At 62.2% G+C, this 23,372-nt stretch carries 21 protein-coding genes; 8 read left to right on the forward strand and 13 right to left on the reverse strand.

What is annotated here, in order from left to right:
- Positions 1 to 82 precede the first annotated feature (82 nt).
- Complete coding sequence (locus AC07OJ_RS26110; protein ID WP_024077192.1) at positions 83 to 817, forward strand: response regulator; 735 nt, start codon at positions 83 to 85, stop codon at positions 815 to 817.
- 31 nt (positions 818 to 848) lie between these two features.
- A complete protein-coding gene (locus tag AC07OJ_RS26115) occupies positions 849 to 2,276 on the forward strand; it encodes an ATP-binding protein (protein ID WP_205571682.1) in 1,428 nt (475 codons plus the stop codon).
- 87 nt (positions 2,277 to 2,363) lie between these two features.
- On the opposite strand, the gene AC07OJ_RS26120 is transcribed toward AC07OJ_RS26115, so the two are convergent.
- Entirely contained in the window at positions 2,364 to 3,293 is a 930-nt protein-coding gene (locus AC07OJ_RS26120; protein WP_065908765.1) for an AraC family transcriptional regulator, read from the reverse strand.
- Between the two features lie 327 nt (positions 3,294 to 3,620).
- On the opposite strand from AC07OJ_RS26120, the gene AC07OJ_RS26125 reads away from it, so the two are divergent.
- Positions 3,621 to 3,962 (forward strand): antibiotic biosynthesis monooxygenase family protein, encoded by a 342-nt coding sequence (locus tag AC07OJ_RS26125; protein WP_106802723.1) that lies wholly within the window; start codon positions 3,621 to 3,623, stop codon positions 3,960 to 3,962.
- A gap of 71 nt (positions 3,963 to 4,033) precedes the next feature.
- Entirely contained in the window at positions 4,034 to 4,312 is a 279-nt protein-coding gene (locus AC07OJ_RS26130; protein ID WP_083221491.1) for a hypothetical protein, read from the forward strand.
- A gap of 161 nt (positions 4,313 to 4,473) precedes the next feature.
- Here AC07OJ_RS26130 and AC07OJ_RS26135 read toward each other — a convergent pair whose 3' ends face one another.
- The 5 genes from AC07OJ_RS26135 to AC07OJ_RS26155 all read right to left on the reverse strand — a co-directional run bounded on the left by AC07OJ_RS26135 (position 4,474) and on the right by AC07OJ_RS26155 (position 11,899).
- On the reverse strand, positions 4,474 to 5,106 hold the full coding sequence (locus AC07OJ_RS26135; RefSeq protein ID WP_065908770.1) for a flavin reductase family protein: 633 nt from the start codon (positions 5,104 to 5,106) through the stop codon (positions 4,474 to 4,476).
- Between the two features lie 182 nt (positions 5,107 to 5,288).
- The gene (locus tag AC07OJ_RS26140) at positions 5,289 to 6,608 is read right to left on the reverse strand and encodes an MFS transporter (RefSeq protein WP_120449748.1); all 1,320 of its coding nucleotides are present in this window, start codon (positions 6,606 to 6,608) and stop codon (positions 5,289 to 5,291) included.
- Positions 6,609 to 6,867: 259 nt separating this feature from the next.
- Positions 6,868 to 8,202 carry a sigma-54-dependent transcriptional regulator gene (locus AC07OJ_RS26145; protein ID WP_495095467.1) on the reverse strand — a complete coding sequence of 445 codons (1,335 nt, stop codon included), beginning with the start codon at positions 8,200 to 8,202 and terminating at the stop codon, positions 6,868 to 6,870.
- Positions 8,196 to 9,962, reverse strand: a complete 1,767-nt coding sequence (locus tag AC07OJ_RS26150) for a sensor histidine kinase (RefSeq protein ID WP_065908775.1) — start codon at positions 9,960 to 9,962, stop codon at positions 8,196 to 8,198. The genes AC07OJ_RS26145 and AC07OJ_RS26150 overlap by 7 nt, the downstream gene beginning before the upstream one ends.
- Positions 9,963 to 10,375: 413 nt before the next feature.
- Positions 10,376 to 11,899: a fumarate hydratase gene (locus AC07OJ_RS26155; protein ID WP_010208051.1), complete on the reverse strand. Its 1,524-nt coding sequence runs from the start codon at positions 11,897 to 11,899 to the stop codon at positions 10,376 to 10,378.
- 216 nt (positions 11,900 to 12,115) lie between these two features.
- Here AC07OJ_RS26155 and AC07OJ_RS26160 point away from each other — a divergent pair, with 216 nt between their 5' ends.
- Both AC07OJ_RS26160 and AC07OJ_RS26165 read left to right on the forward strand, forming a co-directional pair.
- Positions 12,116 to 13,048, forward strand: a complete 933-nt coding sequence (locus tag AC07OJ_RS26160; RefSeq protein WP_495095468.1) for an iron-sulfur-binding ferredoxin reductase — start codon at positions 12,116 to 12,118, stop codon at positions 13,046 to 13,048.
- Between the two features lie 30 nt (positions 13,049 to 13,078).
- Positions 13,079 to 13,828, forward strand: coding sequence for an enoyl-CoA hydratase-related protein (locus tag AC07OJ_RS26165; RefSeq protein WP_065908781.1), 750 nt, complete (start codon positions 13,079 to 13,081; stop codon positions 13,826 to 13,828).
- Between the two features lie 175 nt (positions 13,829 to 14,003).
- Here AC07OJ_RS26165 and pyk read toward each other — a convergent pair whose 3' ends face one another.
- Positions 14,004 to 15,455, reverse strand: coding sequence for a pyruvate kinase (gene pyk, locus AC07OJ_RS26170; protein WP_025854788.1), 1,452 nt, complete (start codon positions 15,453 to 15,455; stop codon positions 14,004 to 14,006).
- Positions 15,456 to 15,630: 175 nt separating this feature from the next.
- Here pyk and AC07OJ_RS26175 point away from each other — a divergent pair, with 175 nt between their 5' ends.
- Together AC07OJ_RS26175 and AC07OJ_RS26180 are read left to right on the forward strand one after the other, a co-directional pair.
- On the forward strand, positions 15,631 to 16,005 hold the full coding sequence (locus tag AC07OJ_RS26175; RefSeq protein ID WP_065908783.1) for a tetratricopeptide repeat protein: 375 nt from the start codon (positions 15,631 to 15,633) through the stop codon (positions 16,003 to 16,005).
- 226 nt (positions 16,006 to 16,231) lie between these two features.
- Complete coding sequence (locus AC07OJ_RS26180; RefSeq protein WP_213553325.1) at positions 16,232 to 16,591, forward strand: PilZ domain-containing protein; 360 nt, start codon at positions 16,232 to 16,234, stop codon at positions 16,589 to 16,591.
- A 69-nt stretch (positions 16,592 to 16,660) separates the two neighbouring features.
- Here AC07OJ_RS26180 and AC07OJ_RS26185 read toward each other — a convergent pair whose 3' ends face one another.
- From AC07OJ_RS26185 to AC07OJ_RS26210, 6 genes are read right to left on the reverse strand one after another with little or no spacing between them, the layout of a single operon-like run.
- The gene (locus AC07OJ_RS26185; protein WP_495095469.1) at positions 16,661 to 17,992 is read right to left on the reverse strand and encodes a DUF58 domain-containing protein; all 1,332 of its coding nucleotides are present in this window, start codon (positions 17,990 to 17,992) and stop codon (positions 16,661 to 16,663) included.
- Positions 17,993 to 17,999: 7 nt separating this feature from the next.
- Positions 18,000 to 18,995, reverse strand: coding sequence for an AAA family ATPase (locus tag AC07OJ_RS26190; RefSeq protein WP_495095470.1), 996 nt, complete (start codon positions 18,993 to 18,995; stop codon positions 18,000 to 18,002).
- Entirely contained in the window at positions 18,992 to 20,149 is a 1,158-nt protein-coding gene (locus AC07OJ_RS26195) for a DUF4350 domain-containing protein (protein ID WP_495095471.1), read from the reverse strand. Before AC07OJ_RS26195 ends, AC07OJ_RS26190 begins: the two co-directional genes overlap by 4 nt.
- A complete protein-coding gene (locus AC07OJ_RS26200) occupies positions 20,146 to 21,675 on the reverse strand; it encodes a DUF4129 domain-containing protein (protein ID WP_495095472.1) in 1,530 nt (509 codons plus the stop codon). Before AC07OJ_RS26200 ends, AC07OJ_RS26195 begins: the two co-directional genes overlap by 4 nt.
- On the reverse strand, positions 21,662 to 22,642 hold the full coding sequence (locus AC07OJ_RS26205; protein WP_495095473.1) for a stage II sporulation protein M: 981 nt from the start codon (positions 22,640 to 22,642) through the stop codon (positions 21,662 to 21,664). The genes AC07OJ_RS26200 and AC07OJ_RS26205 overlap by 14 nt, the downstream gene beginning before the upstream one ends.
- Complete coding sequence (locus tag AC07OJ_RS26210) at positions 22,639 to 23,331, reverse strand: RDD family protein (protein ID WP_495095474.1); 693 nt, start codon at positions 23,329 to 23,331, stop codon at positions 22,639 to 22,641. Before AC07OJ_RS26210 ends, AC07OJ_RS26205 begins: the two co-directional genes overlap by 4 nt.
- Between the last annotated feature and the right edge of the window lie 41 nt (positions 23,332 to 23,372).

Consider the following 23,372-nt stretch of genomic DNA (forward strand, 5'->3'; position numbering starts at 1 on the left):
ATGTGGCAGCGGGCTTGCTCGCGAAGGGGGCCTCAAGGGCAACAAATGACATAAGCTTGGCCATAACAACAAGGAGGACCCCGTGAGCGTAATCAGTAAATCGATTCTCCTCGTCGATGACGACCAGGAAATCCGCGAATTGCTGCAAACCTACCTCAGTCGCGCCGGTTTCCAGGTGCGTGGCGTGCCGGATGGCGCCGGGTTCCGCCAGGCGATGAACGAGGCGCCCTGCGACCTGGTCATCCTTGATGTGATGTTGCCGGACGAAGACGGTTTCAGCCTTTGCCGCTGGATCCGCCAGCACCCGCGCCAGGCGCAGGTGCCGATCATCATGCTCACCGCCAGTTCCGACGAAGCCGACCGCGTGATCGGCCTGGAGCTGGGCGCCGACGACTACATCGGCAAACCCTTCAGCCCCCGCGAGCTGCAGGCGCGGATCAAGGCGCTGTTGCGGCGCTGCCAATTCGGCCAGGAGCGCAGCGGCAATGGCGACGTGCTGGTGTTCGATGAATGGCGCCTGGACATGATCAGCCACCGGCTGTTCCACGTTGACGGTGAAGAGGTGATCCTGTCCGGTGCCGACTTCGCCCTGCTCAAGTTGTTTCTCGACCATCCCCAACAGATCCTCGACCGCGACACCATCGGCAATGCCACCCGTGGCCGTGACCTGATGCCGCTGGACCGGATTGTCGACATGGCCGTGAGCCGCCTGCGCCAACGCCTGCGCGACACCGAAAAACCTCCGAGGCTGATCCGCACCGTGCGCGGCAGCGGTTATCAACTGGCAGCCAGCGTGGTTGCCGGCAATGCCCACTGAACACCTGATCGAGCGCCGCCGCCGCTTCCCGGTGCCGCGCTCGCTGCTGGGGCGCATGTTGCTGCTGACGTTGCTGGCGGTGCTGTTCGCCCAGGCGCTGTCCAGCGTGATCTGGGTCTCGCAGTTGCGTGCCACCCAGCTCGAAGGCCTGGTCACCAGTGCCCGCAGCCTGGCGCATTCGATGACCGCCAGCGTGAGTTATTTCCGTTCATTGCCGGTGGCCTACCGGCCGTTGGTCCTCGACCAATTGCGCAGCATGGGCGGCACGCGTTTCGTGGTGACCCTCAATGACCGTCCGCTGGACATGGCGATACTGCCGCAGACCCCGCGCAAGCAGGCGGTACTGCAAGCGGTGGATGAGGTGCTGCGCCAGACTTTGGGCGCCGACGTGCATATCTCGGTGGAGTTTGTCAGCGCCGAAGACCTGCGCATTTTCAATGCCGGCCTGAAGCTCGATGAACTGCCGCGCTCCTGGGCGCATTACGCGTTGACCCTGGAGCCGGTAAACCCGCCGGTGCTGGTCACACAGATTCAACTGGCCCCCGGCGAGTGGTTGTACATCGCTTCCTTGTTGCCCGAACCCTACACCAGCCTCGAAGAGCAAGGCCTGCCCTCGCAGCAGGTGTGGTTTATCGTGCTGACCAGCGGTTTTCTGCTGCTGTTCATCGGCCTGCTGGTGCACTGGCAGAGCCGGCCGCTCAAGCGCCTGGCGCGGGCCGCGCGGGACATGTCGCTGGGCGCGGACGTGGAGCCGGTGGCCGAAGGCGGCGGCAGTGAAGTGGTGGAAGTGGGGCGCGCGTTCAATGCAATGCGTGAGCGCATCAGCCGATACCTGACCGAACGCAGCCAGCTGTTCAGTGCGATTTCCCACGACTTGCGCACCCCCATTACCCGCTTGCGCCTGCGTGTGGAACTGCTGGAAGACGAGAACCTGCAAACCAAATTCGGCCGCGACCTGGATGAGCTGGAGTTGCTGGTGAAGGGCGCGCTGCAATGTGTGAAAGACACGGATATCCACGAAAACATCGAGCCGGTGGACCTGAACCACGTGCTCGATTGCCTGGTGGAACCGTACCTGGCGCCCAACGGCAACGGCCGGGTGACCCAGCATGGGCGCGCGCTGACGACTTATCCGGGCAAGCCGCTGGCGCTCAAGCGCTGCATCGGCAACCTGATCGACAACGCGTTGAAGTATGGGCAGAACGCCCATTTGCATATCGAGGACGACGGTGCGGAGTTCATCCTGCACGTCGACGATGAAGGCCCCGGCGTGCCGGAACAGCGCCTGGAGCAAGTCTTCGAACCGCACTTCAGGCTCGCTGGGCAGCAGCAGGGTTACGGCCTGGGGTTGGGCATTGCGCGCAACATTGCGCATAGCCATGGTGGTGAAGTGAGTCTGCAGAATTTGCGCGAAGGCGGGTTGCGGGTGACCTTGCAGCTGCCGCGAACCCTGGATTGAACACGATTCCTTTGTAGGAATCCGGCTTGTCGAATCCTGGCGGCCGGGAGATCGCCATCGCCGGCTAGCCGGGCTCCTACAGAGGCGTCAGATGCTTTGGCGCAACCGGGCCAGGTCTCTCAGCGGCGGAGCACCGAATAACCGGCTGTATTCGCGGCTGAACTGCGACGGGCTTTCATACCCCACGCGATACCCCGCCGCCGAGGCTTCCAGGCCTTCGGCGATCATCAATCTGCGTGCCTCCTGCAAGCGCAGTTGCTTCTGGTACTGCAACGGGCTCATCGCGGTGATCGCCTTGAAACGGTGGTGCAGCGTCGAGACGCTGAGGTTCACTTCCTTGGCCAGGTCATCGATGCGCAGCGGTTGCTCGTAGTTGCCGTTCAGCCACGTGATCGCCTGGCTGACGCGATGGCTCTGACTGTTGGCCACGGCAATTTCGTACAGGCGATAGCCCTGCGGCCCACGCAGCAATCGGTACAGAATTTCGCGATTGATCAACGGCGCGAGCATCGCGATGTCCTTCGGCGTGTCCAGTAGACGCGCCAGGCGCAACACGGCATCCAGCAGTTGCGTGTCGATACGGTCGACGTACATCCCACGGGATGTCGGCCGCGAAGGCACGCCCATCGGGCCCGCCTCGGCAATCAGCGCGGTGAGCTGCGCCGGGTCGATATTGATGCGCACCGACAGGTTGGGGTCTTCCGGGGTGGCTTCGATGATCCGGCCGGCCACCGGCATCGCGACCGAGAACACCAGGTAGTTGAGCGGGTCGTAGGCGAAGATTTCATCGGCCAGGCGTACTTCCTTGCTGCCGCTGGCAAGGATGCACAGCGCCGGTTCCACCAGCACCGGCGTGAAGTCGCGCGGTGTGTTGTGGCGGTTCAGGTACAGCGAGGTGATCGCCGTGCCGTAGGAGCCGTCCTCCCAGGTATGGCGGTGGACGATGCTGGCCAACTCCGCGCGTTGTTTTTCCATCTCGGCATCGAGGGGCATGGGCTGATGTTCGGGCGACGACATGAGGCGTCCTCTGCATGCTTTTTTGATGGGCTCAGCTTAGCGGTGGCCTTTGAATAAGTGTTACGTCGATTCTGCACAATCCTTGCCTGATCCTGCGACACATCGTGAATCAGGCAAGCAGCGGGGCCGTCATCTCAATGAAACAAGGCGCTCGCCCGTGGAATAAACCCGCCGGCCAAACGTCCTGTCTACGCTTCTCGCAGGATTGTGCAATAAGCCTGCAGGAATTGACTAACCGCGCCCACACCCGCGCCGTTATCTTTGATCCTGTGGCAACACGCCCTCACAGTGCTTGCCGAGCATCACTTCTCAACGGGAGAGTCGAACATGTCCACCCCCATTCCCGCGAGCCATATGGCCTTTATCCGTGCCCGTACCGGGTACAGCACCGAACTCGGTGCACGCTTGAGCAGTTTGATCGAACCGGGCCGTCAGGCTCAGGGTTGCCTGCAATTCTCGTTGCAGCATTCCCAGGTCGATCCCGATGTGTGGTTGATCTCCGGTTTCTGGAGCAGCGAGCAGGCGATGAGCGCCTACTTCAACTCTGCGGCGCTGGTGATCTTTACCGAGCTGTTGAACGACATGGTGGTCCGCAGCATGGACTTCCAGACCTTCACCGACGCTTCTGCCGGCAACGCCTACGGCGAGTACCTGCAACTCGCCGGTTAAAAGCCCTTTGCCTGACGGCAACAGCACTCCTCAAGAAGTATCGTATTGGCGAGGCACTGCACTGGTTTAGAATGGCCAACTTTCCATTGGCCAGGACCTGCAACATGGCACGTAGACAATTTGCCCATCACGAAGCCGTTTCCGCCGTAGTACCGGGCGAAGGGGGCTACAGCGCCGCCGTCGCCGTCAAGGCACTGGATGGCATGGGCGCACCGCAGTTTCACAAGATCCTGGATGGACAGAAGTTCAAGACCGCCTCTGACGCCGACGATGCAGCGACGCTGCAGCTGGAATGCCTGGTCGATGTGGACGAAGACGGTCAACTGAGCTGGGCCTCTGCTGCCAACTGACTCAAGCACGCTGCTGATCCACATGTGGGCGCGGGCTTGTGTGGGAGCCGGGCTTGTCCGCGATAGCAGCACCTCGGTTTTCCAGTGGCATCGAGGTGCTGCTATCGCAGGCAAGCCAGCTCCCACGCAAGCCCGCTGGCACAGTTTTTATTGCTTGGCAGTCAGCGTGGCGTGGCGCCTGGGCGATACATCTTGAACAGTGCTTCCGGCCCCAGCTGGAAGTAGTCCGCCGGGCCACCGCCACGCAAGATCGGCTCGGCAGCGGCGGTGTCGTAGATGCCGTCCTTGAGCAGCCACTTGGCGATGTGCACCGCCACGACTTCGCCGAGCACCAGCCAGCTGGGTACCAACTGCTGATCAGCGCGCTGCAGTTGGATGATCTGCGTCACCTTGCACTCGAACGACACCGGACTTTCGCCCACACGGGGGACGCCGACGATTTTCGACGCCACCGGCGTCAGGCCGGACAATTCGAACTCATTCACCTCGGGCGATACGGCGGCGCAACTCTGGTTCATCTGCTCGGCCAGCGGGCGAGTGGCCAGGTTCCAGACAAACTCTCCGGTCTGCTCGATATTGTTCAGGCTGTCTTTGCGCCCGACACTGGAAAACCCAATGATCGGCGGAATGTAGTTGAAGGCATTGAAGAAACTGTAGGGCGCCAGGTTCAGGCGGCCCTCGCTGTCGTGTGACGAAATCCAGCCGATCGGCCGTGGGCCGACGATGGCATTGAAGGGGTCATGGGGCAGGCCGTGGCCGTTGGCGGGTTCGTAGAAATGGATATCGTCGGACATGACCTGTTCTGCTCTCGATTTCGGGATGTGCATCATACCCAATGTGAGAGCGGGCTTGTGTGGGAGCCGGGTTTGCCCGCGATGCAGGCACCTCGGTTTTCAATTGCGCCGAGGTGATGCTATCGCAGGCAAGCCAGCTCCCACACAAGCCCGCTCCCACCATTTTTTATCGCGACAGACAGTTAGTCCGTGGTGATGCGCGAGTGCTTGCGGGTGTCCTTCATGGTCACGTAGACCACCAGCGACACTGCGATACACGCGGTCACGTACCAGTAGTAGCCGGTTTCCATGCCGATGCTCTTGAACCACAGCGCAATGTATTCGGCGGTACCGCCGAAGATCGACACGGTCAGGGCATACGGCAGGCCTACGCCCAGTGCACGGATTTCAGTCGGGAACAGCTCGGCTTTCACCACTGCGTTGATCGAGGTGTAGCCGCTCACGATGATCAATGCCGCCATGATCAGGAAGAACGCGCCCCACCAGGTCTGGATGGTGTGCAGGGTGGTGAGGATCGGCACAGTGAACAGGGTGCCGAGGATGCCGAAGGCAATCAGGATCGGCCGGCGGCCGACTTTATCCGACAGCCCGCCGATGATCGGCTGCAGGCACATGAACAGGAACAGGGTGGCTGCGGAAATCGTGGTGGAGTCGGAAATGCTCATGCCGACGGTGTTCACCAGGTACTTCTGCATGTAGGTGGTGTAGGTGTAGAAGGCCAGGGTACCGCCCATGGTCAGGCCAACCACGGTCATCAGTTCCTTGGGGTGACGCATCAAGGTGCGCATTGCGCTTTCCTTGGCTTTTTCCTTCTTGGTGAACGACTCGGTTTCTTCCATGCCGCGACGCAGGTACAGCGCGACCACCGCACACAGGGCGCCGATGGCGAACGGGATACGCCAGCCCCAGTCGTACAGCTGCTCGGTAGTGAGGGTCTGTTGCAGCACGATCAGCACGCCAAGGGCGATGAGCTGGCCGGAGATCAGGGTCACGTATTGGAAGCTGGAGTAGAAACCGCGACGTTCCTTGGTCGCCATCTCGCTGAGGTAAGTGGCGGAGGTACCGTATTCGCCACCGACCGACAGGCCCTGCAGCAGACGGGCAAAGACCAGCAGGATCGGCGCACCGATGCCGATGATTTCATAGCCCGGGCTCAGGGCAATCAGCAACGAGCCGAAGCACATCAGGTAGACCGATGCCATCAGCGCCTTTTTACGTCCGACTTTGTCGGCATACAGGCCCATCAGCCAGCCGCCGATCGGGCGCATCAGGAAGCCCACGGCGAAAATTGCGGCGGTGTTGAGCAGTTGGGCGGTCGTGTCGCCTTTCGGGAAGAAGGTTTTTGCGAAGTACAGCGAGAAAGCGGCGTAGACGTACCAGTCGTACCACTCGACCATGTTGCCGACGGAGCCACTGAAAATCGATTTGATCCGGCTGGAGGTGGTGCGTTCTTTCGCCGGCGCGGCCGCCGACCCCAGAGGCAAGGTGTTGGAGTTATCCATTCAAGGATCCTTCATCTAGTTGTTTTTATGGAGCGTGCGCGAGCACAGCCTGTCCGGGGCTATAGCAGGAGCTGTGCCAAGCCGGGTGAGGCCCGGTCTAGAAGGGGTGGGGGATTTATTTGAGCGGAAAGCCGCTGATGATTTTTGAGTGGTGAGCGGAAATCCGCTTATGGCGCTTATCCAGCTCCCACACTTGAATGTATTCGCAGATCAAAATGGAGGCGCTGGCTTGCCTGCGATGAGGCCCTCAAAGGGCCCCTCAATCCATCGACAGAAACATTTCCCGGGTCAGCCCATGGCGCTGCATCTTTTCATTGAAGGTGCGCCGTGGCAGTTGCAGCTCGGCCAGCACCGCCTTGATATCGCCCTTGTGCCGGGTCAACGCGGCTTTCAGGCAGTGCGCCTCAAACGCTTCCTGCTGCGCCGCCAGCGATTGCCCAGCCTCGACACCTTCCGGCTCAGGCTCGCCCAACCCCAGCACCTGGCGTTCAGCGAAGTTCGCCAGCTCGCGCACATTGCCCGGCCAGTCGTGGCTGAGCAGCCGTCCCAGTTGCGCGCCGCTCAAGGGTTCGACGCTACGGCCCAGGCGTTCGGCAGCGCTTTGGGCGAAGTGATCGAACAGCAGCGGGATATCTTCACGACGTTCGCGCAGCGCAGGCAGACGCAGTTGCGCGACGTTCAGCCGATAGGCCAGGTCTTCGCGAAAGCGTCCGGCGCGGGCTTCTTCGAGCAAATCCGGCTTGGTGGCGGCGATGATGCGCAAGTCCACATGAATGCTTTGGTTGGAGCCCAGCCGTTCGAGCTTCTGCTCCTGCAGCACCCGCAGCAGTTTCACCTGCTGGGCGAGGGGCATGCTTTCGATTTCATCGAGAAACAGCGTGCCGCCGTGGGCGTACTCGAGTTTGCCGATGCGCTTGCCCTGGGCGCCGGTGAAGGCGCCGCTTTCGTGGCCAAACAGCTCGGCCTCGAACAACTGCTCGGGGATCGCCGCGCAGTTGAGGGCCACGAACGGCTTCTTGGCTCGCGGGCCGAAATCATGCAGGCAACGGGCGACCAACTCCTTGCCGCTGCCGGTCTCGCCTCGGATCAATACGTTGACCGGCAGCGTCGCCAGGTCCAGCACTTGCCGACGCAGATTCTGCAGGCCGCGCGACACACCGAGCAGGCTGGACTCCAACTGCGCCCGATGATCGGCCTGTTGATGCAGGCGGCGGTTTTCGAGGATCAGCCCGCGCTTGTCCAGCGCGCGGCGCAGGCTGTTGAGCAGGGCGTCGGGGCTGAAGGGTTTCTCGAGGAAGTCGTAGGCCCCGTCGCGCATGGCCTCGACAGCCATGGGCACGTCGCCATGACCGGTCAGCAGGATGACCGGCAGGTCGGCGTCGCGGCGTTGCACTTCGGCCAGCAGTTCCAGGCCACTGAGGCCGGGCATGCGCACATCACTGAGGATCACCCCGGGGAAATCCTTCGGCAGCCGCGCCAGGCATTCCTCGGCACGGCTGAACAGTTGCACGTCAAACCCCGACAGGCTCAGCCATTGCTCGACGGCCGTGCGAATACTGGCTTCGTCATCGACCACAATCACTGCATTCAACATAGGTCCGGCGTCTCCAGCGCGATGGGCAAGGTCAAGGTAAACACCGCGCCGTCGCCACGGTTACCGGCACTCAGGCGCCCGCCCAATTCGTGCACGATCGCGTAGGACACCGCCAGCCCGAGGCCGAGCCCGTCACCCACCGGCTTGGTGGTGAAGAACGGGTCGAACACATTGTTCAGGTGCTCCTCGGCAATGCCACCGCCGCTGTCGCTGACGGTCAGTTGCCACAATTGCTGATCGGCGTGCAGGCGGATTTCCAGGCGTTTGCGCGGCTTGTCGGCCATCGCATCAAGGGCATTGCGCAGTAGGTTGATGAGCACTTGTTCAAGGCGGATCGCATCGCCACGCACCCAGGCCGGGCGGGTCAGGTCCAGCACCACGCCGATGGCTTCGTCGCGCAGCCGCGCGTCGAGCAGGTGCAAGGATTGGTCGACCACCGTGGCCAGGTCCAAGCGCTCGCGCAGGCCGCTGGGACTCTTGCGCGCGAAGGTCTTGAGATGGCCGGTGAGCGCGGCCATGCGCGTGAGCATTTCGTCGAGCGGGGTCAGGGCCTTGTAGGCATCGTCCACCCGCCCGTGGTCGAGCAGCAGGCGCAGGGTCGCCAACTGCATGCGCTGGGCGGTCAGCGGCTGGTTGATTTCATGCGCGAGGGCGGCGGACATCTGCCCCAGCGCCGCCAATTTGGCCGATTGCACCAAACCGTCCTGGGCGGTGCGCAGGGCCTGGGTGCGCTCCTCCACCAGTTGTTCGAGTTCTTCGCGGCTGCGCTGGCGCAAGCGGGCCAGGCGCCAGCGCTGCGTGAGGAACAGCACCAGGAACACCAATGCCAGCCAGGAGCCGGCAGCGGCCAGGCCGGCGTTGCGCTGGTCTTCAAAGGCGAACTGGGGTTTGCGCAACAAGTGCAGGGTCCAGCCCTCGGCCTTGAGCGGCAGCGACTCCCAGATGTAATTGGCATTGCCGTCGGGGCCGTTGACGCGCATCAGGTGGCTGTTTTCGTCAAAGCGTTGCAGCACCTGGGTTTCCAGCGGCTGCAGGTGTTTCTTGTCGTATTGGCGAGTGGCCTTGAGTTCGACAAGATCGTTCGCCGACAGCGGCCGCAGGTTGCGATATCGCCAGCCCGGCTGGTTGGCAATAAACACGATGCCGCGTGCATCGCTGACCAGCAGCAGGTCATTGCCCTGCGCCCACTCGCGTTCCAGCTCGGGGAATTCCAGCTTGACCACCATCGCGCCGAGGAACTGCTCGTGTTCATCCAGCACCGCGCTGGAGAGAAAATACCCCGGCACGCCGGTGGTCACGCCGACCGCATAAAACCGCCCGGTGCCCTGGCTCAGGGTTTGGCTGAAATACGGTCGAAACGCGTAGTTGTGCCCGACATAACTGCTCGGCAGGTTCCAGTTGCTGGCGGCCACGGCCAGGCCGGTGCGATCCATCAACTCCAGGGTTGAGGACTGCGCCGCGCCGTTGATGCGCTCCAGTTTGCGGTTGAGCAGGTCTTGGGTCGTGGCTTGCAGTGGGCCCTTCAAGGCGTTGATCATTTCCGAGTCCAGCGCCAGCACGGCGGGCAGGGCGCGGTAGCGTTCGATCAGGGTGTGCAGCGAATTGGCGTACAGCGCCAGTTGCTGATTGGCCCGGGCGGCATCATCCACCAGGGCCTGGCGCTCGGCATGGCGGGTGGCCAAGGCCGCGGCCAGTACGGCACCGGCAATGATCAGCAAAGAGTAGAAAGTCAGTCGCAGGGGGCGAGGGATCACGATCATACGATGATGAGCAGGCACAGTAAGGGGAGAGCACCATAGCATGCGCGGCTTGGATCTTGTGGTGAGGGGCTGTAGTGGCTGATGGGGAGAGTGGGCTGGTGCGGCGAGCAGGCTTCTTGTGGTAAGCAGGCTTCTTGGGTGAGCGGGCTTCTTGTGGTGAGCGGGCTTGCCCCGCGTTGGGCTGCGAAGCGGCCCCCAAAACCAGGCAATGCGGTTTGACCTGAAGGAATGCGGTGATCTTTATGGGGCCGCTTCGCAGCCCAACGCGGGGCAAGCCCGCTCGCCACAATAAACGCAGTTGCCAAGATGCGCGTGCCAGGCATGACAAGCCCGCTTGCCACAGGTGAAACAGCAGGCAATAAAAAAGCGACCGGGCCATGGGCCGCGGTCGCTTTTTTATTGCGGGAGGGTGCTTACTGCACTTCTACCGCCAGGCTTTCACTGATCTTTTTCTGCCAGATAGCTGGACCGGTGATATGGACGGATTCGCCCTTGCTGTCCACCGCAACGGTGACCGGCATGTCCTTCACGTCGAACTCGTAGATCGCTTCCATGCCCAGCTCGGCGAAGGCGACAACGCGCGACTTCTTGATGGCTTGCGCCACCAGGTAAGCAGCGCCGCCCACGGCCATCAGGTACACGGCCTTGTGGTCCTTGATCGCTTCGATTGCGGTCGGGCCGCGCTCGGATTTGCCGATCATGCCCAGCAGGCCGGTTTGCTCGAGGATTTGACGGGTGAACTTGTCCATCCGCGTGGCGGTGGTCGGACCGGCCGGGCCAACCACTTCTTCGCGCACCGGATCAACCGGGCCGACGTAGTAGATAAAGCGACCCTTGAGGTCCACCGGCAGGGTTTCACCCTTGTTCAGCATCTCGACCATGCGCTTGTGCGCGGCGTCACGACCGGTGAGCATCTTGCCGTTGAGCAACACGGTTTCGCCCGGCTTCCAGCTCTGCACTTCTTCCGGGGTCAGGGTGTCGAGGTTGACGCGACGGGCCGACGGGCCAGCTTCCCAGACGATCTCCGGGTAGGCGTCCAACGGTGGCGCTTCCAGCGACGCCGGGCCCGAACCGTCGAGCACGAAGTGCGCGTGACGGGTGGCGGCGCAGTTGGGGATCATGCACACCGGCAGCGAGGCGGCGTGGGTCGGGTAGTCCATGATCTTCACGTCGAGCACGGTGGTCAGGCCACCCAGGCCCTGGGCGCCGATGCCCAGTTGGTTGACCTTCTCGAACAGCTCCAGGCGCATCTCTTCGATACGATTCTGCGGGCCGCGCTTTTTCAGCTCGTGGATGTCGATGGATTCCATCAACACTTCCTTGGCCATCACGGCAGCTTTCTCGGCGGTGCCGCCGATGCCGATGCCGAGCATGCCCGGTGGGCACCAGCCGGCGCCCATGGTCGGAACGGTCTTGAGCACCCAGTCGACGATCGAGTCGGACGGGTTGAGCATGGCCATTTTCGACTTGTTCTCGGAACCGCCGCCCTTGGCCGCCACGTCCACTTCCACGGTGTTACCCGGGACGATGGAGTAATGGATCACGGCCGGGGTGTTGTCCTTGGTGTTTTTACGCGCACCAGCCGGGTCGGCGAGGATCGATGCACGCAGGACGTTTTCCGGCAGGTTGTAGGCGCGACGCACGCCTTCGTTGATCATGTCGTCCAGGCCCATGGTGGCGCCATCCCAACGCACGTCCATGCCCACGCGCACGAACACGGTAACGATACCGGTGTCCTGGCAGATCGGGCGATGGCCGGTGGCGCACATGCGCGAGTTGATCAGGATCTGCGCGATGGAGTCACGGGCTGCCGGCGATTCTTCGCGCAGGTAGGCCTCGTGCATCGCCTGGATGAAGTCAACGGGGTGGTAGTAGGAAATGAATTGCAGGGCGTCGGCAACGCTCTGAATCAGGTCGTCTTGCTTGATCACGGTCATGAGTCGCGCTCCTCTATAAGGGAACATTCAATAAAGGTGGGCTCAGTGTTGCATCGGTCGGCTGAGCTCACCTTTCCAAGGCACGCCAAAGTGGTGCAGGCGCGACGCTAAAAAGGCGCGGCAGTATAACCCGACGCGGTGGCCGATACACCCGACTATGGTCAAACTGTCGCAGGCGTGATTCCCTGTGCGCGCCCCTTGTGATTGAGTCCTTATATGCCTGAACTGTACGTCGGCGAACGCCATTGGTCGGTATCTGCCGGCAGCAACCTGTTGGACGCCTTGAACCAGGCAGGTGTCGCCGTGCCCTACAGTTGCCGCGCCGGCAGTTGCCATGCCTGCCTGGTGCGTTGCCAGGGCGAGGTCGAGGACCAGCAACCCGAGGCCTTGAGCCTCGCGCAACGCCAGGACGGCTGGCGGTTGGCTTGCCAGTGCCAGGTCAGCGGGGATCTGCGCGTCGAAGCGTTTGACCCGACGCGGGATGGATTGCCGGCCCAGGTGGTGGGTATCGATTGGCTGAACCCGACGGTGCTGCGCCTGCGCCTGCAACCGGAGCGGGGCCTGCGTTACCGGGCCGGGCAGCACCTGGTGCTGTGGGCGGGGCACGTTGCACGCCCGTATTCCCTGGCGAGCTTGCCGCAGGAGGAGTCGTTCCTGGAGTTTCACCTGGATTGCCGCCAGCCCGGTGAGTTCAGCGATCTTGCCCGGCAGTTGCAGGTGGGCGATGGCCTGCGACTGGGCGAATTGCGGGGCGGGGCACTGCAGTATGATCCCGACTGGCAGGCTCGGCCGTTATGGCTGCTGGCCTCCGGCACCGGCCTGGGACCGTTGTGGGGCGTGTTGCGCGAGGCGCTGCGCCAGGATCACCAGGGCGCTATCCGCGTGATTCACCTGGCTCATGACGCCGGCAGCCATTATCTGGCCGAGCCCCTGGCGGAGCTGGCTGCGCAGCATCCCAACCTGACTGTCGAGCTGTGGACGGCGGCTGAGTCGGCCCAGGCATTGGCGCAACTGCGGCTTGTTTCGCGGCAAACTCTGGCCTTACTCTGCGGACACCCAGCCAGTGTCGAGGCGTTTTCCAAGCGTCTGTTCCTGGCTGGCTTGCCGCGCAATCAACTGCTGGCCGACGTGTTCCTGCCGCGTGGTTGAGCGCTGAATTCTACCGCCGCGAGATTCGCCATGACCGATGCCATCCTGCAGCACCGCGAACGTGGGCTGCTGACCTTGCAGCTCAATCGCCCGGACAAGAAAAACGCCCTGACCCGCGCCATGTACACGCTGCTGGCCGAGGCGCTGGAGCAGGCGGATGCGGATGCAGATGTGCGATCCGTGCTCATCCAGGGCAGCAGCGAATGCTTCACTGCTGGCAACGACATCGCCGACTTCCTCGAGCAGCCGCCCAGCGACCTCGACAGCCCACCGTTTCACTTCATGAAAAGCCTGCTCAACTGTCGCAAGCCGGTAATCGCTGCCGTGGCAGGGGCGGCGGTGGGTATTGGTACGACGCTGCTGCTGCACTGCGACCTGGTGTACATCAGCCGGGACGCGCGGTTGCGCATGCCGTTCGTCAACCTTGGATTGTGCCCGGAGTTTGGCTCGAGCCTGATCCTGCCGCGCCTGCTGGGGCACGCGAAAGCCGCTGAACTGTTGCTGTTGGGCGAGGGCTTTAGCGGCGAACAAGCGGCGGCGTGGGGGATTGCCACCGAAGCGTTGGGCAGTGGCGAAGCGGCGCTGGCCAAGGCTCGGGAAATGGCCGAGCGCTTTGAAAACCTGGCGCCGGGAGCCGTGCAGGTGACCAAGCAATTGATGAAGAGTGTTGATCGTGAGCAGTTGCGGCAGGTGATCGAGGAGGAGGGGGCGTTGTTTGTGCAGCGTCTGAAATCTCCGGAGGCGATTGCGGCGTTGTCGGCTTTCATCACTCGGCGCTGAAGGTAGGTTGATTGGTCTAGCCTGATCGCGGGCAAGCCTGCCTCCCACATCGGAGTGCAGTCAACTGTGGGAGCCGGCCTTGCCCGCGATGAAGTCGTGACAGCCAGCCGGTCACTCTGAAACGCAAAAAGCCCCGCCATTCACATGGCGGGGCTTTTGTTTTTCAGCGTGTCACTCAGTACTGCGGGTCGCCCACGTGCAGGATCTTCATGCCATTGGTGCCACCGGTGGTGTGGTAGCTGTCGCCCTTGGTGAGGATGACCCAGTCGCCTTGCTCTACGACGCCGCGCTTGACCAGCTCGTCGATAGCTTTCTGGCTGACTTCGTTCGGTGCCAGCGAAGCCGGGTCGAACGGAATGGTGTACACGCCACGGAACAGCGCCGCGCGGGCCTGGGCTTCGCGGTGTGGGGTGAACGCGTAGATCGGCACCGACGAACGGATGCGCGACATGATCAACGGCGTGTAGCCACTTTCGGTCAAGGCGATGATCGCCTTCACGCCCGGGAAGTGGTTGGCGGTGTACATGGCCGCCAGGGCGATGCTCTGGTCGCAGCTTTCGAACACTTTGCCGATGCGGTGGCTGGAGGTCTTGCTGGTCGGGTGCTTCTCGGCACCGACACAGATACGCGCCATGGCCTGGACGGCTTCCAGCGGGTACGGACCCGCGGCACTTTCAGCCGAGAGCATCACGGCGTCGGTGTAGTCGAGCACGGCGTTGGCCACGTCGGACACTTCGGCACGGGTTGGCATCGGGTTCTGGATCATCGACTCCATCATCTGGGTCGCCACGATCACTGCCTTGTTGTGGCGGCGTGCGTGCAGGATGATCTTCTTCTGGATACCGATCAGCTCGGCATCGCCGATTTCCACGCCCAGGTCACCACGTGCCACCATCACGGCGTCGGATGCCTTGATCAGGCCGTCGAGGGTTTCGTCATCGGCCACGGCTTCGGCGCGTTCGATCTTCGCCACCAGCCAGGCGGTGCCGCCGGCTTCGTCGCGCAGCTTGCGGGCGTATTCCATGTCGGCGGCGTCGCGCGGGAAGGACACAGCGAGGTAGTCCACTTCCATTTCGGCGGCGAGCTTGATGTCAGCCTTGTCTTTTTCAGTCAGCGCCGGCGCCGTCAGGCCACCACCACGACGGTTGATGCCTTTGTGGTCGGACAGCGGGCCGCCGATGGTCACGGTGCAGATCAGTTCGGTGCCGGTGGCAGTGTCGACGCGCATGACCACGCGGCCGTCGTCCAGCAGCAGTTCGTCACCGACGCCGCAATCCTTGACCAGGTCCGGGTAGTCGATACCCACGACTTGCTGGTTGCCTTCGGTCAGCGGATGGCTGGTGGAGAAGGTGAAGGTGTCACCGATCTTCAGCTCGATACGCTTGTTGGCGAATTTGGCGATGCGGATTTTCGGGCCTTGCAGGTCACCCAGCAGTGCCACGAAGCGGCCGTGCTTGGCGGCCAGGTCACGCACCAGCTTGGCGCGAGCCTTGTGCTCGTCCGGGGTGCCGTGGGAGAAGTTCAGACGGGCAACGTCCAAACCAGCCAGAATCAGCTGTTCGAGGACTTCCGGCGAGTTGCTGGCCGGGCCAAGGGTGGCGACGATTTTGGTACGACGGACGGACATGCACAGACTCCTGAGTTCAAGCGCTGAGGAAGGCTACTATGCTCTTTCGTTGTAGTCATTGTTCGTTTGCACTACTTATCGACGATCGGCTTGTTTTTGCTGCGGTTGAATAGACGAAGACCCTTGAAGATTTTCGACGAGGGGTCGATACACTGCACAAGACAGGAGAACCCTCATGCGAATTTTGCTCGTTGCTGCCCTGGCCGTCAGTGTTGTCGGCTGCACCCGCTGGTCGATGGACCACCATTTGAACAACGCCTACCGCGCCTACGGGGTCGGCGATTGCCAGCGCGTCACCCTGGAGTTATCCCAGGTCGACCGCGAAAGCCGCACCCGGCGTTATGTGCAACCGGAGGTCTCGATGCTGCGCGGCCAATGCCTGGAACGCCAGAAACTGTTCGTCGATGCGGTGCAGACCTATCAATTCATCATCAATCAGTACCCTTCCAGTGAGTATGCGTACCGGGCTCGCGCACGGCTGGATACCCTGCAACAACTGGGGCACTACCCCGGCGCAAGCGCCGCCCAGCCACGTCCTGCGTCGTTGTGATGATATTCATCATGTCATGACTGGCCTGCCGCCAGTCTTGGGCTATTCTTCGAATGTTCATTTGTACAAGTTTCTATTCGAATGAATGCAAGGCCCGGACTCGACAGCTGTTTAGTGACCAAAAAGGTGTTTGTTGTCACACCGAGTTTCAGGGAGAGCGAGCGATTTCTGCTCGTTCCGAATCACTGGCGCGGCCAGATCATGGCCACTGGATGGCGATCTCACCATGTTTACCGACCGACGGATCGAGCGGCATCATCTTCCTTACTTCCTGCAAGTGTTTAACCGTCTTACCGACAAACCCATTGGCTTTTTAGGGAACGTCTCTGAAGACGGGCTGATGTTGATCAGTCAGTTGCCCTTGATGGTGGGCGTAGACTTCGAGCTACGCCTGAAAATCCCAGGGGCGGACGATACCTTCCATGCAATCGACCTCACGGCGACCTGCTTGTGGAGCCATGAAGATATCAATCCTCAGCATTATGATTCGGGGTTCAGTGTGCAGCAGGCCCCCGAGGAATATGGGCAATTGATCAATGTCTTGTTGCATTACTTCAGCTTTGATCCCTTGCAGGCCTCAGCCTAGCTATAGCGCGTTGTCGGCCTGGTTTGAGGGATCGCCCCCGCCGTGACCGTGCGCCTTTTTCAGCTGGACCTAGAACACCCCGGCTTTTTTCCAGCTCAGGTAGCGTGTCACCAGGCACGCTCCCAGCTGTGAGGGTGAGGTATCGATGACCGACAGGCCGTGGGCACTCAAGCGTTCGTGCAGTTCTTCGCGGGTATTGAGGTAATCGACGGTGCCGCTATAGGCCAACGCTTCCGGCAGGGTCTGTACCGGGGACTGGCGCAGTTGATCGAGTACTTCCTCACGCAAACTGGCCACCAGCACCCGATGCTGGCGGCTGATACGCTTGACGGCGGACAGTAGCGCTTCATCGTCCTCATCGCGCAGGTTGGTAACCACAATCACCAATGCGCGGCGTTTTTGCCGGGCCAGCAGTTGGCTGGCCGCCGCCTGGTAATCGGCCGTGCGTCGGGTGGTATCCAGGTCGTACACCGTGTTGAGCAACAGATTCAACTGGCTGCTGCCCTTGACCGGCGCCAGGTAGCGCGGCTGGTCGCCGGCGAAGGTACACAGCCCCACCGCATCGCCCTGGCGCAAGGCGACATAGCTGAGCAGCAGGCAGGCGTTGAGGGCATGGTCAAAGTGGGACAGCTCGTCATCCTGGCTGCGCATGCGCCGGCCGCAATCGAGCATGAATACAATTTGCTGGTCGCGCTCATCCTGATACTCGCGGGCGATGGGCGTGCGTTGTCGTGCCGTGGCCTTCCAGTCGATCTGGCGCAGGCTGTCGCCCTCGCGAAACTCGCGCAGTTGATGAAACTCCAGCCCCAACCCTCTCCGCTGGCGTTGCCGCACACCCTGTTGGCTCAGCCAGTTATCCACACCCAGCAACTGCGCGCCGTAGAGACGGGCGAAATCCGGATAGACGCGGGTGACATCGCTGACCTCGACAAAACGCCGTGTCGACCATAACCCGAAGGGGCTCGGCAGGTGGGTTTCGCAACGGCTGAAGCTGAAGTGCCCACGCCGCAGGGGGCGAAGGCGATACCCCAGCTCACTGCGTTCACCCGGCCGCAGTGCTATGGACTGGGGCATGTTCTCCACCATCAACCCGTCCGGCGCATGATCGAACACCTGTACCGTCAACGGCTGCGCGTAGGCATGCTCCAGTGTCAGGCGGACCTCGCCCCAGCGGCCGAGCGCCAGGCTGCCGGGCATCTGCCGTTGTACACGGGGGGACGGGCGTCGATGCTGGCGCAGGGCGTCCAGCACGGCCAGCAGCAACAACGCGAGGAGCAAGCCCCATGCAATGGAGTGCAGGGTGTCAGGCACTTTGAGCGCCAGCGCCACTGCGATGCCCAGCAGAATATTCAGGCCCAGCAGCACGCCAAGCCAGGCCAGTAACAGACGAGTCGGTTTCATGGGCGGGTCATTGGCGTGGGGCCGGGATCTGGTCCAGCAGTTGCTTGAGCACCTGGTCGACCTCCAGTCCGTCGATGTCCAACTCGGGCGCGATACGCACCCGATGGCGCAGCACTGCGAGGGCGCATCCCTTGATGTCATCCGGGGTGACGAACTCCGCACCGCGCAGCAGTGCCCGCGCGCGGGCGCCGCGGACCAGTGCAATCGAAGCCCGAGGGCCGGCACCGATGGCGAGGCCTGGCCAACTGCGGGTGGCACGCGCCAGGCGCACGGCATAGTCGAGAACTTGTTCATCCAGGGCCAATTCACTGGCGATCTGCTGTAACAGCAGTACATCGTCGGCCACCAGGACCCTGCGCAATGGCTGCACATCCAGCATGTCGGCACGGGACGAGCGCGTTACTTCGCGCACCATGTCCAGCTCCTGCTGCGCATCCGGATAATCCATGCGGACCTTCAGCATGAAACGGTCCAGCTCAGCTTCCGGCAACGGATAGGTGCCTTCCTGTTCGATGGGGTTCTGGGTCGCCAGCACCATGAACGGCTGGCTGATGGGCAGCGCTTCGCCTTCGAGGGTAACTTGGCGCTCCTGCATGGCTTCGAGCAGGGCTGCCTGGGTCTTGGCCGGGGCGCGGTTGATTTCGTCAGCGAGCAGCAGGTGGGTGAACACCGGTCCCTTGCGCAGCTTGAATTGTTCGGTGCGCTGTTCGTACACGGCGTGCCCGGTAACATCGCTGGGCATCAGGTCGGGGGTGAACTGGATGCGTGCGAACTCGCCGTCAAAACAACGCGCCAGGGCACGTACCAGCAGGGTTTTACCCAGTCCCGGCACACCTTCGAGCAACACATGGCCGCCGGCAATCAGCGCGGTCAGCACATCATCGATCACCTGGTCCTGGCCAATCACTGCCTTGCGCAGCTCGACGCGCAGGGCCTGGGCTAGCTGGCTGGCACGGTGCAAGGCTTCGCGGTTCACGGCAGTGGCGCTTGGAAAATCGCTCATAGGGCATTCCTGAGAGTTTGCAGGCACGCCACCTGTCGGCTGAAATCGGCACTGGAAAGCCGTTTCGCCGCAGGTGGGCCAAGGGCCTGGCTGATGACGTGAGAGGATTGGCGCGTCAGGTGCTCAAGCACCCGCCACTGTTCTGCGTTGTCGAGGTGTTCAAAGCCAGGGTGGCGGCGCCGGGCGGCGCGCAGGATATCGCGCTGCAAAGCCTGCAACAGGGTGCCCTGGCCGCTGCGGCGTAGCAGGAAGTCGGCACTGGCTTTCAAGTGCTCCTGCAACTGTCGGCGCGCCTTGGGAGCGGGTGCCTGGATCGGGCCTTGGCGCATGCCGGCGTGCCAGAGTCCTAATGCGATCAGGGCAATGAGGGCTACCAACGCTTGGGGGAAATACCGTATCAGCAGGGTGAACAAGTTGTCGAAGTCGCTGTTGAACAGCAGGGTGACGGCCGTGCCCTGATTCAGGTACCACAGCAGCCAGGCATTGTCGTGCTCGCCGATTGCTGGAGTTTTCCACAGGTCGCTGTCGGTGATCACCGTGACGCGGCCTTGCCCGAGGTCAAGTTGCATCAGGTGGCTTGAGCCGGCGCTATTGGCTGAAAATTGTGCCAGGTGCCTGGGGTCGATAAGGTTGAAGTGGGTGTCGAAACTGAAATAGGCCGGGGCGGTTTCATTGTCGACATAGAGCTTGGTCAGGTCCGGCACTTTCTTTTTGCGGGCAGGGGCCGGTTCTTCAGGGTCGTCACTCAAGGCCTGGTGGATGGACAGGCGATCAAGCAACAGGTCGCCGCTTTTGCCGGCCTCTTCATCCCAGAGGGCCTGTGCCACCAGCAACAGATGACCGCCGGACTTCGCCCACGCCAGCAGTTGTTCTACCTGGCGTGGCGACATCGTGCTCCGTTCGCCCAGTAACAACAGGCTGTTGCCCTTGGCGGGGAGGGTAGCCAGCCGCTCCAGGCTATTGGCATGTTCCACGGCCAGGCCCTGCTGGCGCAGGAAGTGTTCGGCTGCCAGATAGGGGTTGGCCGTGGCCTCGGGTGAAGGGCCGCGATCCACCACGACCTCGTAGGGCGTCGCTTTGCTCCACGCGTAAAAACCGCCAGCCCCCAGCAGGCAGGCCAGCAGTAACGCCACCCACACTAAGGGCCGGTTCATGGGCGGCCCTCCGGACTGAATAGCGTGCGCCAATCACTGCAGAGTTTTTGCTGGGCCGAAGTGGGCGGAAGGAGATGACCGTAGGCGAGGTTTTGCCAGTGCCGGGTCAATTCATCGCTGAAGGCCAGTAGCTGCGGTTGCTGCAACTGATGAACACGCTCCAGCACCTGGCCCTCGGTGTCTGCGCTTTTCAGCGGCAGGTTGAAGTCATGCAGTAACCGGCTGAGCAGGCCGCGATACAGAAGGCCCAGAGCGTCCCTCGGTCGCGTCGCCCACAGTTGCTCGGCGGTGCTGGCAATATCCTCGGGCAAGGTCTCAGCGCCCAGTGCCAGGCCGAACAACTGTATCGGTACGGGCTTGGCCACGTTGGTTTTGCCTGGCCCGCGCCGGCTGGCAAACGTGCGTAGCCAGTCACGATATCGCCATGCCAGCAGGGCCAGGCCACCGATCAAAAGTCCCCATAAAAGCACTTCCAGGCCTTGGGCGATGTGCTTGAAGGTGTCGCTGTTGAGGTTATCCAGGAATGCCTGCAGCCAGGCCGGAAGCTTGCCATCGCCGTGGGCCTTGTTTTTAACCACGGGTTTGTCTTCGCCAAAGTGGTAGCGGGTGACGGTTTCCGGGTTTTTGAACGGCGGCTTGTCGAGCAGCGACTGGATGGAATGACTCGCGCCTTGGGTGCTCAATGGTTTTGGCGCAGGGGATGTCTCGGCCATGACGGGCGGGCTGACAGGCAGCAGTATCAGCCCGGCGACCAGCACGAGCAGCATGGCCGCACTGCTCAGGCGCTGCCGAAGACGGCGGAACACCAGCTCCAGGTCCCAGGCTTCCAGCACTGTGCGGCGGTTGAGGTAGAGGCTGAATCCGCAGGCCACGTAGATGGGCTCCCAAAACACCAGGATCAAGGCGTAGAAGGCATTGCCCAGATGTGTCAGCCACAGCCCTTCCGAACTAGAGCCCAGTGCCAGGCGTTGCCAGTCCCACTGCATTTCGACGTCCTGGGGGATAAACAGGTAGAACAACGCCATGCAGCCGAACCACAGGCCGATTTCCAGATGCACCCCGACGATGGTCAGCCAGCGTGCGGCACCGGCGTTACGTTGCTGCAGTACACCCAGGCGTTTCTGGCGCGCCTGGCCATCCAGGCCTTCGAGTTGACTGACCGGCATGACGAAGCTGCGACTGAGGCTGAGCCGCCGCCAGGTCAGGCTGGCCAGCAGTTGGCCCTTGAGCAGCCGCGGCCATTGGCGAACGGCCTGCTTGAGGCTGGGCGTTTCACCAAACAGGGCCTTGGACAGGATATACAGCGGCAGGCGATCGAATGCGGGCTTGAACCACCAGAACAGGAATATGGCGGTAGACGGGTAGTTCCACAGCAGCGCGGTGAGCAGGGCGAACACAGGCAGGGTTATCAGCGCCCAACTGCTCATCAGTAGCTGGCGATGTTCGCGGGCCATCAATGCACCCAGGTCCATGGCTTCCCAGGCGGTGCGTGGGCGGATCACCACGCTGGCATCACTCAGGCGCATGATGGCTCCTTCCTGCAAGGCTCAGGTAAGCGATCACCAGCAGCCACAGGGCTGCGCCCACCAGGTACTTGACCCAAGGGGCTATCCCAGTGGTGGACGACCAGTAGGCCTCGATAAAGGCTGCGATCAGTAGGAACACCATGACCCCGCACATCATCTGCACGCTTTTATGGGCGGCGAGCCGCAAGGATTCGCCGCGGGTCAGGTACCCGGGGGCGATCAGTGCCCAGCCCAGTTGCAGCCCGGCAGCGCCGGCAAGGGCGATAGCGGTCAGCTCGAACGCCCCATGACCGATGACGAAGGACCAGAAGGTCTGCCCGTAGCCGATTTCGGTCAGGTGTCCGGAGACTGCGCCGATGACCAGGCCGTTGAAAATCAGAAAGAACACGCTGCCCAGGCCGAACAGCAAGCCAGCCGCGAACGTCTGGAACGCGATGCCGATGTTATGCATCACGTAGTAGCCGAACATCATCCAGTCTTCACTGGACGCACGTTCGGCGGCGCGACCCAGTCGGCGGGCGTCGGGGTCGTACATGCTTTGCATCTCGGCCACCTGCTGGGGGCTGACGATGCTGTAGATCAGGTCGGGAAACAGCAAGACCAGCAGGGCAATGCCCGCCAGGCTGCCGAAGAACAGCAGGCTGGCAGCCAGTACGAAACGCCATTGCTCCCGCACCAGCCGCGGAAAGTCGGCGAGTACGAAGCTCAGGATATTGGCCGCCAACTGGCTGCGATGCCGGTACAGCTGTTGATGTCCGCGCAGTGCCAGTTGTTGCAGTGGGTCCACCAGATAGCTGCTATAGCCACGCTCCTGGGCCAATGCCAGGTGCTGGCACAGACGCCGGTATTGATGGGGGAAGTCAGCCACGTCACTGGATTTTGCCTGGCCTTGTTCCAACTGTTTCAGTTGTTCGGCAAAGGCTTGCCACTGGGGCTGGTGACGGCTTTCGAACAGGCTCTGCTTCATGTGGGCCCCAACAGGCCACGGGCCACGCCATTGAGTTGTTCGACGGCGCGGGCCGGGGATACCTGCAAAGGCGTGGCGAGGATCGCGGCCAATTCGTGAACGCGCTCGGCGGAGAGTTCTCCCTGGCGTTCGGCAAAGGCAAGGATGGCCCGTTGCTCGCTCAGGTCCAGGGCGAAGGGCAAGCGCAATGCCGGCGCTTGAGGCACCCGGGGGCGGGCAAGTGGCTGTTCGCGGTAGATCACCAGCGTGCCGGCGGCCAGGTCGCCGAGGCGCTTGAAGTGAGGGTGCTGCAGGCAACTGATTGCGCCGAGAAAATAGCCAAACGGCAGCATGTCGACAAACCGCAGCAGGTTGCGGATCAGTGATGAGGACCAGCCGATCGGGGTGCCGTCGTCCTGGACGACGCGCAGGCCCATCACCTGTTTGCCCGGTGAGCAACCCTGGTTGAGCACTTCGAAGAGCACCATGTACCACCAACTGATCAGGAACAGCAGCAGTGAACCCAGGCCAATGCCGATGTTGCCCAGCAAGGCCAATGGCACCAGCAGGACGCCCATGACCACTCCTCGCAAGCCCAGGTCGAAGGCAAATGCCAGCGCACGCGGCACCAGGCCGGCAGGGCGCAGGGGCAGGTCGATGCCCTCCGGGGTCTCGATCTGGTAGCGGGTGTCCAGTGGGGTTGATGGCATCGCGATCCTTGGCAGTGCAGAGTGGCTCAGAGACAGGGATG

It is taken from the genome of Pseudomonas sp. GW821-FHT09C08 (assembly GCF_059418125.1).

Bases quoted from the DNA above. Each gene is read 5' to 3' on its own strand.
- AC07OJ_RS26120 (WP_065908765.1), bottom strand. From the start codon at position 3,293: ATGTCGTCGCCCGAACATCAGCCCATGCCCCTCGATGCCGAGATGGAA.
- AC07OJ_RS26125 (WP_106802723.1), top strand. From the start codon at position 3,621: ATGTCCACCCCCATTCCCGCGAGCCATATGGCCTTTATCCGTGCCCGT.
- AC07OJ_RS26130 (WP_083221491.1), top strand. From the start codon at position 4,034: ATGGCCAACTTTCCATTGGCCAGGACCTGCAACATGGCACGTAGACAA.
- AC07OJ_RS26135 (WP_065908770.1), bottom strand. From the start codon at position 5,106: ATGTCCGACGATATCCATTTCTACGAACCCGCCAACGGCCACGGCCTG.
- AC07OJ_RS26140 (WP_120449748.1), bottom strand. From the start codon at position 6,608: ATGGATAACTCCAACACCTTGCCTCTGGGGTCGGCGGCCGCGCCGGCG.
- AC07OJ_RS26145 (WP_495095467.1), bottom strand. From the start codon at position 8,202: ATGTTGAATGCAGTGATTGTGGTCGATGACGAAGCCAGTATTCGCACG.
- AC07OJ_RS26150 (WP_065908775.1), bottom strand. From the start codon at position 9,962: ATGATCGTGATCCCTCGCCCCCTGCGACTGACTTTCTACTCTTTGCTG.
- AC07OJ_RS26155 (WP_010208051.1), bottom strand. From the start codon at position 11,899: ATGACCGTGATCAAGCAAGACGACCTGATTCAGAGCGTTGCCGACGCC.
- AC07OJ_RS26160 (WP_495095468.1), top strand. From the start codon at position 12,116: ATGCCTGAACTGTACGTCGGCGAACGCCATTGGTCGGTATCTGCCGGC.
- AC07OJ_RS26165 (WP_065908781.1), top strand. From the start codon at position 13,079: ATGACCGATGCCATCCTGCAGCACCGCGAACGTGGGCTGCTGACCTTG.
- pyk (WP_025854788.1), bottom strand. From the start codon at position 15,455: ATGTCCGTCCGTCGTACCAAAATCGTCGCCACCCTTGGCCCGGCCAGC.
- AC07OJ_RS26175 (WP_065908783.1), top strand. From the start codon at position 15,631: ATGCGAATTTTGCTCGTTGCTGCCCTGGCCGTCAGTGTTGTCGGCTGC.
- AC07OJ_RS26180 (WP_213553325.1), top strand. From the start codon at position 16,232: ATGTTTACCGACCGACGGATCGAGCGGCATCATCTTCCTTACTTCCTG.
- AC07OJ_RS26185 (WP_495095469.1), bottom strand. From the start codon at position 17,992: ATGAAACCGACTCGTCTGTTACTGGCCTGGCTTGGCGTGCTGCTGGGC.
- AC07OJ_RS26190 (WP_495095470.1), bottom strand. From the start codon at position 18,995: ATGAGCGATTTTCCAAGCGCCACTGCCGTGAACCGCGAAGCCTTGCAC.
- AC07OJ_RS26195 (WP_495095471.1), bottom strand. From the start codon at position 20,149: ATGAACCGGCCCTTAGTGTGGGTGGCGTTACTGCTGGCCTGCCTGCTG.
- AC07OJ_RS26200 (WP_495095472.1), bottom strand. From the start codon at position 21,675: ATGCGCCTGAGTGATGCCAGCGTGGTGATCCGCCCACGCACCGCCTGG.
- AC07OJ_RS26205 (WP_495095473.1), bottom strand. From the start codon at position 22,642: ATGAAGCAGAGCCTGTTCGAAAGCCGTCACCAGCCCCAGTGGCAAGCC.
- AC07OJ_RS26210 (WP_495095474.1), bottom strand. From the start codon at position 23,331: ATGCCATCAACCCCACTGGACACCCGCTACCAGATCGAGACCCCGGAG.